The 13780-nt window shown below is 73.2% G+C and carries 12 protein-coding genes; 7 read left to right on the forward strand and 5 right to left on the reverse strand.

The window, feature by feature from the left end:
- The first annotated feature begins 142 nt into the window (after nt 1–142).
- Nucleotides 143–550: a YciI family protein gene (locus AMK27_RS08835; RefSeq protein ID WP_073904496.1), complete on the forward strand. Its 408-nt coding sequence runs from the start codon at nt 143–145 to the stop codon at nt 548–550.
- An 11-nt stretch (nt 551–561) separates the two neighbouring features.
- On the forward strand, nt 562–1743 hold the full coding sequence (locus tag AMK27_RS08840; RefSeq protein WP_073904498.1) for an RNA polymerase sigma factor: 1182 nt from the start codon (nt 562–564) through the stop codon (nt 1741–1743).
- A 56-nt stretch (nt 1744–1799) separates the two neighbouring features.
- Here the strand turns inward: AMK27_RS08840 and AMK27_RS08845 are convergent, their stop codons facing one another.
- Complete coding sequence (locus AMK27_RS08845) at nt 1800–2564, reverse strand: DUF4232 domain-containing protein (protein WP_073904500.1); 765 nt, start codon at nt 2562–2564, stop codon at nt 1800–1802.
- Between the two features lie 221 nt (nt 2565–2785).
- Here AMK27_RS08845 and AMK27_RS08850 point away from each other — a divergent pair, with 221 nt between their 5' ends.
- The 3 genes from AMK27_RS08850 (at nt 2786) to AMK27_RS08860 (ending at nt 6863) form a co-directional block, all read left to right on the forward strand.
- Entirely contained in the window at nt 2786–3985 is a 1200-nt protein-coding gene (locus tag AMK27_RS08850; protein ID WP_073904502.1) for a helix-turn-helix domain-containing protein, read from the forward strand.
- A gap of 117 nt (nt 3986–4102) precedes the next feature.
- Nucleotides 4103–5449 carry an NADP-specific glutamate dehydrogenase gene (gene gdhA, locus AMK27_RS08855; RefSeq protein WP_073904504.1) on the forward strand — a complete coding sequence of 449 codons (1347 nt, stop codon included), beginning with the start codon at nt 4103–4105 and terminating at the stop codon, nt 5447–5449.
- 214 nt (nt 5450–5663) lie between these two features.
- Nucleotides 5664–6863 (forward strand): nitric oxide synthase oxygenase, encoded by a 1200-nt coding sequence (locus AMK27_RS08860; protein WP_445194843.1) that lies wholly within the window; start codon nt 5664–5666, stop codon nt 6861–6863.
- 88 nt (nt 6864–6951) lie between these two features.
- On the opposite strand, the gene AMK27_RS08865 is transcribed toward AMK27_RS08860, so the two are convergent.
- Nucleotides 6952–7836, reverse strand: a complete 885-nt coding sequence (locus AMK27_RS08865) for an NAD(P)-dependent oxidoreductase (RefSeq protein WP_073904506.1) — start codon at nt 7834–7836, stop codon at nt 6952–6954.
- A gap of 70 nt (nt 7837–7906) precedes the next feature.
- On the opposite strand from AMK27_RS08865, the gene AMK27_RS08870 reads away from it, so the two are divergent.
- A complete protein-coding gene (locus AMK27_RS08870) occupies nt 7907–8257 on the forward strand; it encodes a winged helix-turn-helix transcriptional regulator (protein ID WP_073904508.1) in 351 nt (116 codons plus the stop codon).
- A 165-nt stretch (nt 8258–8422) separates the two neighbouring features.
- Here AMK27_RS08870 and meaB read toward each other — a convergent pair whose 3' ends face one another.
- Genes meaB through AMK27_RS08885 form a run of 3 tightly spaced genes read right to left on the reverse strand, consistent with a single transcriptional unit; the run spans nt 8423 to nt 13397 of the window.
- Complete coding sequence (gene meaB, locus AMK27_RS08875) at nt 8423–9406, reverse strand: methylmalonyl Co-A mutase-associated GTPase MeaB (RefSeq protein WP_073904510.1); 984 nt, start codon at nt 9404–9406, stop codon at nt 8423–8425.
- Nucleotides 9403–11577: a methylmalonyl-CoA mutase gene (gene scpA, locus AMK27_RS08880; protein WP_073904511.1), complete on the reverse strand. Its 2175-nt coding sequence runs from the start codon at nt 11575–11577 to the stop codon at nt 9403–9405. The genes meaB and scpA overlap by 4 nt, the downstream gene beginning before the upstream one ends.
- A complete protein-coding gene (locus AMK27_RS08885; RefSeq protein WP_073904513.1) occupies nt 11577–13397 on the reverse strand; it encodes a methylmalonyl-CoA mutase family protein in 1821 nt (606 codons plus the stop codon). The genes scpA and AMK27_RS08885 overlap by 1 nt, the downstream gene beginning before the upstream one ends.
- Before the next feature lie 93 nt (nt 13398–13490).
- Between AMK27_RS08885 and AMK27_RS08890 the strand changes: the two genes are divergently transcribed.
- On the forward strand, nt 13491–13766 hold the full coding sequence (locus AMK27_RS08890) for a hypothetical protein (RefSeq protein WP_073904515.1): 276 nt from the start codon (nt 13491–13493) through the stop codon (nt 13764–13766).
- Nucleotides 13767–13780 lie beyond the last annotated feature (14 nt).

The raw sequence follows: 13780 nt of genomic DNA on the forward strand, positions 1-13780 counted from the left end.
CGTGGCGGCCGTCCGGGGGCACCGGCTCGCCCAGCAGGACGAAAGAAGTCCGGACGCCGGTGTCGAGAACCCGCGGACGGCTCCGTCCCCGGGGCGGAAGTGACCACAATGGGTCGCACCGGCACCGAGGAGACGGACCCCCATGGCCAAGTACCTGCTGCTGAAGCACTACCGAGGCGCTCCCGCCGCCGTCAACGACGTCCCCATGGACCAGTGGACGCCGGAGGAGATCGCGGCACACGTCACGTACATGCGGGACTTCGCGGACCGCCTCAAGGAGACCGGCGAGTACGTCGACGGTCACGCGCTCTCCCCCGAGGGCACCTTCGTCCGCTACGACGGCGAGGGGCGGCCGCCGGTCACCGACGGCCCGTTCGCCGAGACGAAGGACGTCATCGCCGGCTGGATGGAGATCGACGTCGACAGCTACGAGCGGGCGGTCGAACTCGCCGGCGAACTGTCCGCTGCGCCGGGCGCCGGCGGCAAGCCGATCCACGAGTGGCTCGAACTGCGCCCGTTCCTCTCCACGGCGCCCACGATCACGGAGTGAGGGGCCCTCACGTGGACGAGGCCCTGCTCAGGAGCCTCACGCCGGGCGTGCTCGGTATCCTCGTCCGCCGCGGAGCCGACTTCGCGGCGGCCGAGGACGCCGTCCAGGACGCCCTGGTCGAGGCGGTCCGCGGCTGGCCGGACGACCCGCCGCGGGACCCGAAGGGCTGGCTCGTCACCGTCGCCTGGCGGAAGTTCCTCGACGCGACCCGGGCGGACACCGCCCGGCGCCGGCGCGAGGACCTCGTCGAGGAGGAGCCGCCGCCCGGACCCGCGACGGCGGTCGACGACACGCTCCGGCTCTACTTCCTCTGCGCCCACCCCTCGCTGACCCCGTCCTCCGCGGTCGCGCTCACGCTGCGCGCGGTCGGCGGACTCACGACCCGCCAGATCGCCCGCGCCTATCTGGTGCCCGAGGCGACCATGGCGCAGCGCATCAGCCGCGCCAAGCGCACCGTCTCGGGCGTGCGGTTCGACCGGCCGGGAGATGTGGCCACCGTGCTGCGCGTCCTCTACCTGGTCTTCAACGAGGGCTACTCGGGCGACGTCGACCTCGCCGCCGAGGCCATCCGGCTCACCCGGCAGCTCGCGGCCGTCATCGACCACCCCGAGGTGGCCGGGCTGCTCGCCCTCATGCTGCTGCACCACGCCCGGCGGGCCGGCCGCACCGCGGCCGACGGCAGCCTGGTGCCGCTCGCCGAGCAGGACCGGGGCCGCTGGGACACCGCGCTGATCGCCGAGGGCGTCGAGATCCTGCAGGCGGCCCTCGCCCGCGACCGGCTCGGCGAGTACCAGGCGCAGGCCGCCGTCGCCGCGCTCCACGCCGACGCGCCCACCGCGGAGGAGACCGACTGGGTGCAGATCGTCGAGTGGTACGACGAGCTCGCACGGCTCACCGACAGCCCCGTCGTCCGGCTCAACCGGGCCGTGGCCGTCGGCGAGGCCGACGGACCGCGTGCCGGGCTCGCGGCGCTCGCCGATCTGACCGGCTCCCCCGGGGGCCCGCCCGCTCGCGGCCAGGGCCCGCGCCTGCCCCGCGCGACCGCCGCGGCGGCGTACCTCCACGAGCGGGCCGGGGACCTGGCGACGGCGGCGCGGCTGTACGCCGACGCGGCCCGGGAGGCCCCCAACCTCGCCGAACGCGACTACCTGACGCGCCAGGCCGCCCGTCTCCACACCCGCCTGCGCGGTTGAGCAGGAGACGGACGACCGAGACGCGCGACCGGGACGGACCACGGATACGGAGACGGTCAGTTGAGGGCGTCGTCCATCGAGCCCTGCCAGTACGTCACGCGCAGCGAGCTGTCGACGTACACCCCCATGCCGGCGAGCTTCGGCCTTGCGGTCGTGCCGTCGGTGAAGCCGACGGTGAGGCTCGTCGTCGTGTACCCGTGCTGTCCGCTGCCGTCGGCGGCGGAGAGGAGCACGCCCGCGTAGCCGGACTCGCCCGGCGCGAGGGTCACGACCGCCTGCGGGTGGGTCTCCTCGATGACCGGCGGGACGGACTGGGCCTCGCCGAAACGGGCGACCGGGTAGCCGAGGAGGTCGCAGAGACCGGAGCTGGTGTTGGTGACGGTGAGCAGCATGTGGTTGAGCGGGCGGGCGACGGGGGTGGCGGTGGTCCTGGTGTTGCCCGCGCCGCACTGCTTGTTCCGCGAGGGCCCGTCCGAGTCGCCGCCGGAGGCCGAGGCGTCCGCCCCGCCGGAGGCGCTTCCGGAGGAGCCGGTGCCGCCGGGCTTCCCGCCGGAGGCGGCGCCCGTGGCCGTACCGCCGTTCTTCGCTCCTCCGGTGGAGCCCGCCGTCCCCTCGGACGAACCGCCCCGGGGCTGTGTCGTCGTACTGCCCGCGGTGGGCGTGGCCGGGGTCGCGGCCGACTGCGTGGCGGTGGGTGCGACGGACGTCGTGGCGGCGCCCTCGTCCTTCACGGCGCCGCTGCCGCACGCGGTGAGCGAGAGCGCGGCGACGGCGAGCGTCGTGGCGGCGAGAAGACGGGTGCGGGTGGTGCGTCCGGACATGGGAGTCCCCCTCGGGTCAGGGTCGGAATTCGGTCGTTGTGCGGCACGGCCGCCGGTTCCCCGTGGCGGCCTTGCTGCGCCGACCACAGCGTGTGACAAGATCCGTCCCAGTGGCCGCCCCTCCCGGGCGGTATGGGACGCTGGAATGAATTCAAGGCGCTGACCTGCAGTGATGCACCTGCCTCGGGACGCGGGAACGAACACCGGAAGAGGGTGGAACGGTGGCGGGGGACGAGTTCGCGGCGCTGTTGGGGCAGCTCAAGGAGCGTTCGGGGCTCAGCTACGGCACCCTGGGCAAGCGCCTGCACATGAGCGCCTCCACGTTGCACCGTTACGTCAACGGGGACGCCGTACCGGTGGATTACGCGCCCGTGGAGCGGCTCGCCCGACTGTGCCGGGCGACCCCCGACGAACTCGTCGAGCTGCACCGGCTGTGGGTACGGGCGGACGTGTCGCGCGGGCGGAAGGCCGCGGAGCCGACGCCGAAGCCGCTGCCTGAGCCGACGCCGACGGAGCGCGCACCGGAGCCGACGGAGCGGGCGCCGGATTCGCCCTCCGTGGCCGCCCCGCCTCCCGTGGCCGCCCCGGCCGCCCCGGCCTCCGCTGTGACGGACCCGCCCCCGCCGCCGCGCCGCCGGCGTACCGCCGTGGTGGTCGGCGCCGCCGTGGTCGCCACCGCGGCGGCGGTCGCGCTCGCCCTCGACCTCCCGGGCGGGGACGTACCGGAGAAGGACCGGGCGGGCGGCGCGGCCGCGTCCTCCGGAGCGCCCGGTCGGTCCGGGCCCTCCGAGGGCGGGGCGACGGGGTCGGCGTTCGCGCCGACGGTCGTCACCGCGCCCCACACCTGGGAAGGTCCGTGCACCCAGCACTATCTGATCGACCGCGAGCCCGAGCAGGTCCCTCCGCCGCCCACGGAGCAGGACGCCCCGGGATGGATCGCGGCGCTCGACGCGGTGCCGGGCGGGGACCAGTTGCTCCGGCTGACCGTGCAGGGCACCGGGCGGCAGACGGTCGTCCTGGAGGCCCTCCACGTCCGGGTCGTGACCAAGAAGGCGCCCGTGGCCTGGAACGACTACGTGATGGGGGTGGGGTGCGGCGGCGAGGTGTCGACGAAGGCCTTCGCCGTCGACCTCGACGCCGGCCGGCCCACCGCCGTCCCCGTCGGCGGGCAGCGGACGTTCTCGTACAAGACGAGCGAGTCCGACCCCGTGATCTTCAACGTGGCCGCGCGCGCCCAGGCGCACGACGTCACCTGGTACCTGGAGCTCGCCTGGTCCAGCGGCGAGGAGCACGGAACGCTCCGCATCGACGACGACGGCCGCCCGTTCCGCACCAGCGGCAACCTCGCCCGGCCCGCGTACGCCTACCCCCTGGGCTGGACCGAGTGGATCGACAACGACGTCGACACCAGTGGGCGCTAGGCCGCCGTGTTCGAGGGGCGGACGCGGTGGCGGCCGCACGGGAGGGCCGGGGAACAATGGCGTGACGTCGCCCGCACGCAACGGCCCTTTCGATGAAGAAGAAGGCGAGAGACACCCATGAACGTCAGCGCACACATGGAATCCGTCTACGCGGAGGTCCGCCGGCGCAACCCCGGGGAGGCGGAGTTCCACCAGGCGGCCGCCGAGGTCCTCGACTCCCTCGCGCCCGCGATCGAGCGGCACCCCGAGTACGTCGAGACCGCGATCCTGGAGCGGCTGTGCGAGCCCGAGCGGCAGTTGCTCTTCCGGGTTCCGTGGGTGGACGACCAGGGCACCGTGCGGGTGAACCGTGGTTTCCGGGTGGAGTTCAACAGCGCCCTCGGCCCGTACAAGGGCGGGCTGCGGTTCCACCCGAGCGTCAACCTCGGCATCGTGAAGTTCCTCGGCTTCGAGCAGATCTTCAAGAACGCGCTGACGGGCATGGCGATCGGCGGCGGCAAGGGCGGCTCCGACTTCGACCCCAAGGGCCGCTCGGACGCCGAGATCATGCGCTTCTGCCAGTCCTTCATGACCGAGCTCTACCGTCACCTGGGTGAGCACACGGACGTGCCGGCCGGGGACATCGGCGTCGGCGCGCGCGAGATCGGTTTCCTCTTCGGCCAGTACAAGCGGATCACCAACCGCTACGAGTCCGGTGTCCTCACCGGCAAGCCCGTGGGCTGGGGCGGCTCCCATGTCCGCACCGAGGCCACGGGCTACGGCGCGGTCTACTTCGCGGAGGAGATGCTCGCCACCCGCGGCCAGGACTTCGACGGGCGGCGGGTCGTGGTCTCCGGCTCCGGCAACGTGGCGGTGTACGCGGCGGAGAAGGTGCACGCCCTGGGCGGCCGCGTGGTGGCCTGCAGCGACTCCTCCGGTTACCTCGTCGACGAGGACGGCATCGACCTCGACCTGCTCAAGGACGTCAAGGAGGTGCGACGGGCCCGGATCTCCGCCTACGCGGAGGAGAAGCCGACCGCGCGCTTCTCCGCCCGGGGCACGGTGTACGACATCCCGTGCGACATCGCCCTGCCGTGCGCGACCCAGAACGAGCTGGGCCTCGACGACGCCGTCGCCCTGGTCAAGCACGGGGTCCTCGCGGTCGCCGAGGGCGCGAACATGCCCTGCACGCCCGAGGCGGTGAAGGTGTTCGCGGAGGCGGGCGTCCTCTTCGGCCCCGGCAAGGCGGCCAACGCCGGCGGCGTGGCGACCTCGGCCCTGGAGATGCAGCAGAACGCGGCCCGCGACAGCTGGACCTTCGAGCAGACCGAGACCCGGCTCGCCGCGGTCATGCGCGGTGTCCACGCCGAGTGCCGGGCCACGGCCGAGGCGTACGGCGGCAACGCCGACGACTACGTCCTCGGCGCCAACGTGGCCGGATTCCTGCGGGTGGCGCGGGCGATGACCGCGCAGGGCGTGATCTGAGGGCTCTGACACAGAGGCGGCTCCGCCCGCGTGGGTGACGGCGGCTCCTCCCGGCGTGCCCGGCGGCGCGCGGGGCGGAGCCGTCCGCCGCAAGCCGGTCATTCGGGCATGAGCGGCGAAAGCGTACCAGTGCAGACCTTCCGCGACCGGATATTCACCCACTCTCCGCGCCTGGCCGTGTTCATACGGTAGTCATGGGGCCGGGAGGAACACATTGATCTTCAGTCGCAGCCGCCGCCGGAAGTCTGTCCCCAGCACCGGCACCTGCCCCTACGCGTCCGGGGACCCCGCGCCCGCAGCCGCCGTCCACGAGGGCCGCGGCCGGCTGTCGCGGCTCGTGGACCGGCAGGAGGCGGAGCGGTTCATCCGCCAGTTCCACGACGAGCAGCCGGGTGCCGGGGAGGACGTGCGGAGCCGGATACGCGAGGTGCTGGCCGAGGTCGATCGCACCGGCACCTACACGCACTCCCCGGCCGAACTCGCCTTCGGCGCACGCGTCGCCTGGCGCAACGCGGCCCGCTGCATCGGCAGGCTCTACTGGCGCAGCCTCGTGGTGCGCGACCTGCGGCACCTCACCTCCGCCGACGACATCGCCGCCGCGTCCTTCGAGCACCTCAGGCTGGCCGGCAACGGCGGCCGCATCCGGCCCGTGATCACCGTCTTCGCCCCCGACCGGCCCGGCAGCTCCGCCCCCAGGATCCTCAACGACCAGCTGGTGCGCTACGCAGGACACCGCACGCCGGAGGGAGCCTGGCGCGGCGACCCGCGCAGCGCGCCGCTGACCGCCCAGGCCCGGGACCTGGGCTGGAAGCGCGACCAGGAGCCCTTCCAGGTACTGCCGTTGATGGTGCGGGAGCACCCCGACGCCCGCCCCGAGTGGTACGAGCTGCCGGACGACGCCGTCCGCGAGGTGGCGCTGACCCACCCCGACCACCCGTGGTTCGCCGACCTCGGCCTGCGCTGGTACGCGGTGCCCGCGATCAGCGACATGACACTGGAGATCGGCGGCGTACGGTATCCGGCGGCGCCGTTCAACGGCTGGTACATGGGCACCGAGATAGGCGCCCGGAACCTCGCCGACACCGAGCGGTACGACCTCCTCCCGGTGGTGGCGGACCGGCTCGGCCTCGACCGCTCCAGCGAACGCACCCTGTGGCGGGACCGGGCGCTCGTCGAGCTCAACGTGGCGGTGCTGCACTCCTTCCAGGAGGCCGGGGTGACGATGGCCGACCACCACACCGAGTCCCAGCGGTTCCTGCGGCACATCGCCCAGGAGGACCGTCACGGACGGGAGACGCCCGCCGACTGGAGCTGGATCGTGCCCCCGGTCTCCGGCTCCGCCACCCCGGTCTTCCACCGGTACTACGACGCCGTCGACCCCTCCCTGCGGCCGGCCTTCCTGGCCCGTACGTGACCGGTGGGCGCCTGCGGCCGGCCGGCCGGCACGGCAGGACCCGACGGGGACCGTGTCCGCGAGCGTGACGGGGACCGCCCGGAGCGGATCAGCGGCGCCCCAGGACCTCGGTGACCCGGGTGAAGCCCTCCGCGCCGTGGCCCAGGCCCACCGTCCGGCGGGCCAGGCCCTCGGCGGCGCGCATCACGCTCGCGTCGATGCCGTGCGCCTCCGAGGCGTGCACGATGTGCGCCATCGTCGACACCGCGGAGGTGAGCGGGTTGCCCTCGCCGGAGAAGCTGCCGCGCTCGATGTCCTCGGCCAACTCCTCGAACAGCGGCGGCAGGATCGCGCCGATGCCCTGGGCGAAGGGCGCCAGCTCGGTGGCGGAGATCCCCTCGGCGCGTGCCACGGCCACGGCGTGGGCGAAGCCCGCCATCGAGGTCCAGAAGATGTCGAGCAGCGCGATGTCGTACGCCGCCGCCCGGCCGATCTCCTCCCCGAGGTGGGTGTGGGCACCGCCCAGGGTGTCGAGCACCGCCCGGTGCTCGGCGTGGAGCGCCTCCGGGCCGCTGTAAAGGAACACCCCCGCCGGGGTGCCGATGGACGTGGTCGGGGTCATGATGGCGCCGTCGAGGTAGCCGATGCCGTGCTCGCCGGCCCAGCGCCCGGTGTCCCGGGCCCGGTCGGGGGTGTCGGCGCTGAGGTTCACGACGGTCCGCCCCTTGAGCGCGGCGGCCACGGCCTCCTGCCGCAGGACGGAGTCGGTGGCGTCGTAGTTGACCAGGCAGACCACCGTGAGCGGGCTCGCGGCGACCGCCTCCTCGGCGGTCGGGGCCGCGACGGCACAGGCCGCGACCAGCTCACGGTCCTTGCCGGGCGTCCGGTTCCACACGGTGGTCCCCGTGCCGGCCGCCAGGAACGCGGCGGCCAGCGCCCGGCCCATCGGCCCGAGGCCGAGGACGGTGACGGCGGTGCGGTGGGAAGAAGACATGGGTGAACTCCCTTGTAGACATGTGGAGACAGCGAGAGAAGGACATCCCGGAAGAAGGAGAAGGAAGCCGATGGCACGCGCCAGGGCCCAGGACTCGAACACGTGCGGAGTGAGCGCCGCGATCGTGGTCATCGAGGGCAAGTGGAAGTCGTACCTGCTGTGGCTGCTCGAGTCCGGCCCGCACCGCCCCGGCGAACTGCGCCGGAAGATCCCCGAGATCAGCGAGAAGGTGCTGACCCAGGCCTTGCGCGAGATGGAGGAGGACGGCCTCGTGCACCGCGAGGTGCACGACGTCCTGCCGCCGAAGACCGTCTACACGCTCACCGGCTTCGGACAGGAACTCTGCGCGGCACTCGCCCCGTTGGCCGACTGGGGCCACCGCCGCCTGGAGAGGCTCGTGACCGCGCCCGCCGCTTCCTGAGGCCCTGCCGTTCTCCTTCCTCCGGGCCGCTCCCAGCTTCGCCCGGCGCCCGCACCCCGACAAGTACGCACAAAAAAGTGGGTGTGAGGGGGGCATGCGCAAGGGGGCCCTCCCGAAGGAAGGCCCCCTGAAGGTTCCGTGAAGGGGTCCGTGAAAGGTCCCGCGTCAGCCGTCGTGCTTCCCGAACGCGTCCAGGATCCGCTCGGCGGCCAGCGTCGCCGTCAGCTCGCCCGCGCGCACCCGCTGCTCCAGGGCGGGCGCGAGGTCCTGGACCGCCGGGTCCGCGTGGAGACGGCGCAGGAGCTCGTCCTGGACCATGGTCCAGGTCCAGTCGACCTGCTGGTCGTGGCGCTTGGCCGTGAGCCGGCCGGTCGAGTCCAGCAGGGCGCGGTGCTGTTCGAGCCGCCCCCAGACCTCGTCGAGGCCCGCCGACTCCCGGGCGCTGCAACTGAGCACCGGTGGCGTCCAGAAGGAGTCCGCGCCGTGCATCAGCCGCAGCGCGCCCGCGAGTTCACGGGCCGCGGCGCGCGCGTCCCGCTCGTGCGGACCGTCCGCCTTGTTGACGGTGACCACGTCGGCGAGTTCCAGGACGCCCTTCTTGATGCCCTGGAGCTGGTCGCCCGTACGGGCCAGGGTGAGCAGCAGGAAGGAGTCGACCATGTTGGCGACGGCGGTCTCGGACTGGCCGACGCCCACGGTCTCGACGAGGACCACGTCGTAGCCCGCGGCCTCCATCACGACCATCGACTCCCGGGTCGCCTTGGCGACCCCGCCGAGGGTGCCGGCGCTGGGAGAGGGCCGTACGAAGGCCGCCGGGTCGACGGCCAGCCGCTCCATCCGCGTCTTGTCGCCGAGGATGGAGCCGCCGGTACGGGTCGACGACGGGTCGACGGCGAGCACCGCGACCCGGTGGCCGAGCCCGGTGAGCATCGTGCCGAACGCGTCGATGAACGTCGACTTGCCGACACCGGGCACACCGCTGATCCCGATCCGCACGGCGTTGCCGCTGTGCGGAAGGAGTTCCGTCAGGAGCTCCTGGGCGAGGGCCCGGTGCTGGGGGCGGGTCGACTCGACGAGGGTGATCGCGCGGGCGACGAGCGCCCGCTTCCCCTCACGTACGCCCTTGACGTACGTGTCGAGATCGATCACCGCTCGTGTCCGAGGTCGGCCGCCAGACGCGTCACCAGGTCGTGGGCCGCGTCGGGGATCACGGTGCCCGGCGGGAACACGGCGGCCGCGCCCATCTCCAGGAGCGTCGCCACGTCCTGCGGAGGAATCACCCCGCCCACCACGATCATGATGTCCTCGCGGCCCTCGGCCGCCAGTTCCTCCCGCAGCGCCGGGACGAGCGTCAGGTGTCCGGCGGCGAGGGAGGAGACCCCGACGATGTGCACGTCCGCCTCGACGGCCTGACGGGCCACCTCGGCCGGGGTCTGGAACAGCGGGCCGACGTCCACGTCGAAGCCCAGGTCGGCGAAGGCGGTGGCGATGACCTTCTGGCCCCGGTCGTGCCCGTCCTGGCCCATCTTGGCGACCAGGATGCGCGGCCGACGGCCCTCGGCCTCGCCGAAGGCGTCCACCAGGGCCCGGGTGCGGTCCACGGAGGGGGACGCGCCGGCTTCGTTGCGGTACACACCGGAGATCGTACGGATCTGCCCGGCGTGCCGCCCGTAGACCTTCTCCAGGGCGTCGGAGATCTCACCGACGGTCGCCATCGCGCGGGCCGCGTCCACCGCGAGCTCCAGGAGGTTGCCCTCGCCGCCCGCGGCCCGGGTGAGGGCGGCGAGCGCGTCCTGGCAGGCCTGCTCGTCGCGCTCCTCGCGCAGCCGCTTCAGCTTGGCGATCTGCTGGGCGCGCACGGAGGAGTTGTCGACCTTCAGGACGTCGATCTGCTCGTCGGTCGCGACCCGGTACTTGTTGACGCCGATCACCGGCTGCCGTCCGGAGTCGATCCGGGCCTGGGTCCGGGCCGCGGCCTCCTCCACGCGCAGCTTGGGGATGCCCGCGTCGATGGCCTTCGCCATGCCGCCGGCCTGCTCGACCTCCTGGATGTGCTTCCAGGCGCGCCGCGCGAGGTCGTACGTGAGCTTCTCGACGTACGCGCTGCCGCCCCACGGGTCGATGGTCCGGCAGGTGCCCGACTCCTGCTGGATCAGCAGCTGGGTGTTGCGGGCGATGCGGGCGGAGAAGTCGGTCGGCAGGGCGAGTGCCTCGTCGAGGGCGTTGGTGTGCAGCGACTGGGTGTGGCCCTGGGTGGCCGCCATCGCCTCGACGCAGGTGCGCGTGACGTTGTTGAACACGTCCTGCGCGGTGAGCGACCAGCCCGAGGTCTGCGAATGGGTCCGCAGCGAGAGGGACTTGGCGTTCTGCGGGTCGAACTGCTTGACCAGCTTGGCCCACAGGAGCCGGGCCGCGCGCAGCTTCGCGATCTCCATGAAGAAGTTCATGCCGATCGCCCAGAAGAACGACAGGCGCGGCGCGAACGCGTCCACGTCGAGCCCGGCCTCGCGGCCCGCGCGGATGTACTCCACACCGTCGGCCAGCGTGTACGCCAGCTCCAGGTCGGCCGTCGCACCCGCCTCCTGGATGTGGTAGCCGGAGATGGAGATGGAGTTGTAGCGCGGCATCCGCTGCGAGGTGTAGGCGAAGATGTCGGAGATGATCCGCATCGAAGGCCCGGGCGGATAGATGTAGGTGTTGCGGACCATGAACTCCTTGAGGATGTCGTTCTGGATGGTCCCGGCCAGCTTCTCGGGCGGTACGCCCTGCTCCTCGGCGGCCACGATGTACAGCGCGAGGACCGGCAGCACCGCGCCGTTCATCGTCATCGACACCGTCATCCGGTCCAGCGGGATGCCGTCGAACAGCTGGCGCATGTCGTAGATCGAGTCGATGGCCACGCCGGCCATGCCGACGTCACCGGTGACGCGCGGGTGGTCGCTGTCGTAGCCGCGGTGGGTCGGCAGGTCGAAGGCGACCGACAGGCCCTTCTGGCCGGCCGCGAGGTTGCGCCGGTAGAAGGCGTTCGACTCCTCGGCCGTGGAGAAGCCCGCGTACTGCCGGATCGTCCAGGGCTGGTTGACGTACATCGTCGGGTACGGGCCGCGCAGGTACGGGGCCATGCCCGGGCGGGTGTCCAGGAAGTCCAGGCCCTCCAGGTCCTGCCCGGTGTACAGCGGCTTGACGGCGATGCCCTCCGGGGTCTCCCAGAGCAGGTCGTCGCCGCCCGTGGCCTTCTTGACGGCGGCGCGCCACGCGTCGGGACCGCCGTCGGCGGTCGGCGCCCCGAGCTCGATCCCGGAGAAGTCGGGGATGGACATCAGGACACTCCCATGCGGTCGAGGGCGGTGGAGAGCAGGGCGACGGCGTCACAGCCCGCGAAGAGGTACGAGTCGACACCGGGGTGGTCCGCCGGGCGGCCGGCGAGCAGGACGTGCCCGGCGCCCGCCGCGCGCAGCTCCGCGGCCACGGTCGCGGCCTGCTCCGCGTACAGCGCGTCGCTGGAGCAGAGGCAGGCCTCGCGCGCGCCGCTCTCCTCGAACGTGCCCTCGGTGACCGGCTCGATGCCGCCCGCCTGGAAGAGGTTCGCGGCGAACGAGAGGCGGGCCGAGTGCGCGGCCGCCGGGCCGAGCGCGGCCAGGTAGACGCGCGGCCGGGAGCCGGTCGCCGCCAGGTGCGCGTCCGAGCGGGCGCGCAGGGCCTCGTAGGCCTCGTCGCGGCGGACCCGGGGGAGACCGCCGGCCGGCTGCGCGGGCGCGGGGGCCCGCTCGACGGGCTTCTCCGTGAGGTGGGGGAACTCGCTGACGCCGGTGATGGGTTCGCGGCGGGTGGCGAGCCTCCTGCTGCGCGCGGACCAGGTCTCGGCGAGCCGCTCGCCGACCGTCCCGGACCGCAGCGCGGCCTCCTGACCGCCCGCCTTCTCGATGACCTGGAAGAACTCCCAGGCGGCGTGCGCGAGTTCGTCGGTGAGCCGCTCCACGTACCAGGAGCCGCCCGCCGGGTCGATGACCCGGGAGAGGTGCGACTCCTCGATGAGGACGGTGGAGGTGTTGCGGGCGATCCGGCGCGCGAACGCGTCCGGCAGGCCGAGGGCGTCGTCGAAGGGGAGCACGGTGACGCTGTCGGCGCCGCCCACTCCGGCGGCGAGCGTGGCCACCGTGGTCCGCAGCATGTTCACCCACGGGTCGCGGCGCGTCATCATCACCGTCGAGGTCACCGCGTGCTGGCGCTGCGCGCCCGCGTCCGGGGCGCCGCAGACCTCGGCCACCCGGGCCCAGAGCCGGCGCGCCGCGCGGAGCTTGGCGATGGTCAGGAACTGGTCGGCGGTCGCCGCGTACCGGAACTCCAGCTGCGCGCACGCCTCGGCGACGCTCAGTCCGGCCCCGGTCAGACCCCGCAGGTAGGCCACACCGGTCGCGAGGGAGCAGCCGAGCTCCTGCGCGGCCGAGCCGCCGGCCTCGTGGTACGGCAGCGCGTCCACGGTCAGGGCGCGCAGTCCCGGGTACCGGTCGGCGCAGCGGCGCGCGAGCCCGGTCACGGACGCGAGGTCGTACGCGGGGCGGCCGGTGCGGGCCTCGTGGCCGAGCGGGTCCGCGCCGAGGTTGCCGCGGGCCGCGTCGTCGGCGACGCCCCGCTCCGCGTAGAGACCGAGCAGCGTCTCGGCGGCCGCGGAGGTCTCGTCGCCCGCGTCGAGGACGACCGGTGCCAGGTCGAGGTAGACGCCGTCGAGGACCGCGGCGAGCGAGGAGACCGGGATGCCGGTGCCGCCCGCGCCCAGCCACAGGGACGTGACGCCGTTCTCCAGATCGGCGAGGACCAGGTCGTTGTCGGCGGCCAGATGCCGCTGGCGCACGTCCCAGCCGCCCAGGGCGCCGCCCTCGGCGCGGCCGCCGCGCACGAAGGGCGCGAAGCCGGGGAGTCCGGTCTCGGGCGTGGTCTCGGGTGCCGTGGCCGCCGTGTAGAGCGGACGGACGTCGAGGCCGTCCTCCAGGAGGGTGGAGAGGGCGTCCTCGGCGGCGTCGCCGGACACCTCTTTGCCGGACTTGCGCAGGACACCTGCCACAAGGTGTTGCCACTGTTCGTGTGGCGCTTCGGGGAATTCGGACGCCAGGGTGAGCCCGTCGTCAGGCAGGACCGTCATGCTCGGATGCTAGGGGAGATCGACAAAGTAGCAGGAGGGCGTACGACTGTGACCTTCTTCTCGTTGTCAGTGGCGGCTGCGACGCTGTCTCGTATGGACAGGGACGAGGAGCTGCTGAGGGGCCGGGTCTACGGCCAGGACCACGACGACCCCAGACCGGGCCCGAGGCCCGGCCGCGTCTATGCCGAGCTGGTCGGCGGCCCGCTCGACGGGCTGCTGCTCGACGTCACCGACCGGGCCCCGGAGGAGCGGGCGGCCGGCGCGGCCCTGGAGACGGAGCTGGGGCGGTACGGCGCCGGGGGCCGGTCGCTGTACGACCCGCGCCCCGGCGATCCGGGCCGCCTCGACTGGTCCGGCGACACGCCGTGACGGGCGTGTCGCCG

The organism is Streptomyces sp. CB02009 (genome assembly GCF_001905825.1).
GTDB lineage: Bacteria > Actinomycetota > Actinomycetes > Streptomycetales > Streptomycetaceae > Streptomyces.

What these genes read in the sequence shown, in the direction of transcription:
- AMK27_RS08870 (WP_073904508.1), top strand. Translation starts at nt 7,907, where the DNA reads ATGGCACGCGCCAGGGCCCAGGACTCGAACACGTGCGGAGTGAGCGCC.
- scpA (WP_073904511.1), bottom strand. Translation starts at nt 11,577, where the DNA reads ATGTCCATCCCCGACTTCTCCGGGATCGAGCTCGGGGCGCCGACCGCC.
- AMK27_RS08885 (WP_073904513.1), bottom strand. Translation starts at nt 13,397, where the DNA reads ATGACGGTCCTGCCTGACGACGGGCTCACCCTGGCGTCCGAATTCCCC.
- gdhA (WP_073904504.1), top strand. Translation starts at nt 4,103, where the DNA reads ATGAACGTCAGCGCACACATGGAATCCGTCTACGCGGAGGTCCGCCGG.
- AMK27_RS08845 (WP_073904500.1), bottom strand. Translation starts at nt 2,564, where the DNA reads ATGTCCGGACGCACCACCCGCACCCGTCTTCTCGCCGCCACGACGCTC.
- AMK27_RS08865 (WP_073904506.1), bottom strand. Translation starts at nt 7,836, where the DNA reads ATGTCTTCTTCCCACCGCACCGCCGTCACCGTCCTCGGCCTCGGGCCG.
- AMK27_RS08890 (WP_073904515.1), top strand. Translation starts at nt 13,491, where the DNA reads ATGGACAGGGACGAGGAGCTGCTGAGGGGCCGGGTCTACGGCCAGGAC.
- AMK27_RS08835 (WP_073904496.1), top strand. Translation starts at nt 143, where the DNA reads ATGGCCAAGTACCTGCTGCTGAAGCACTACCGAGGCGCTCCCGCCGCC.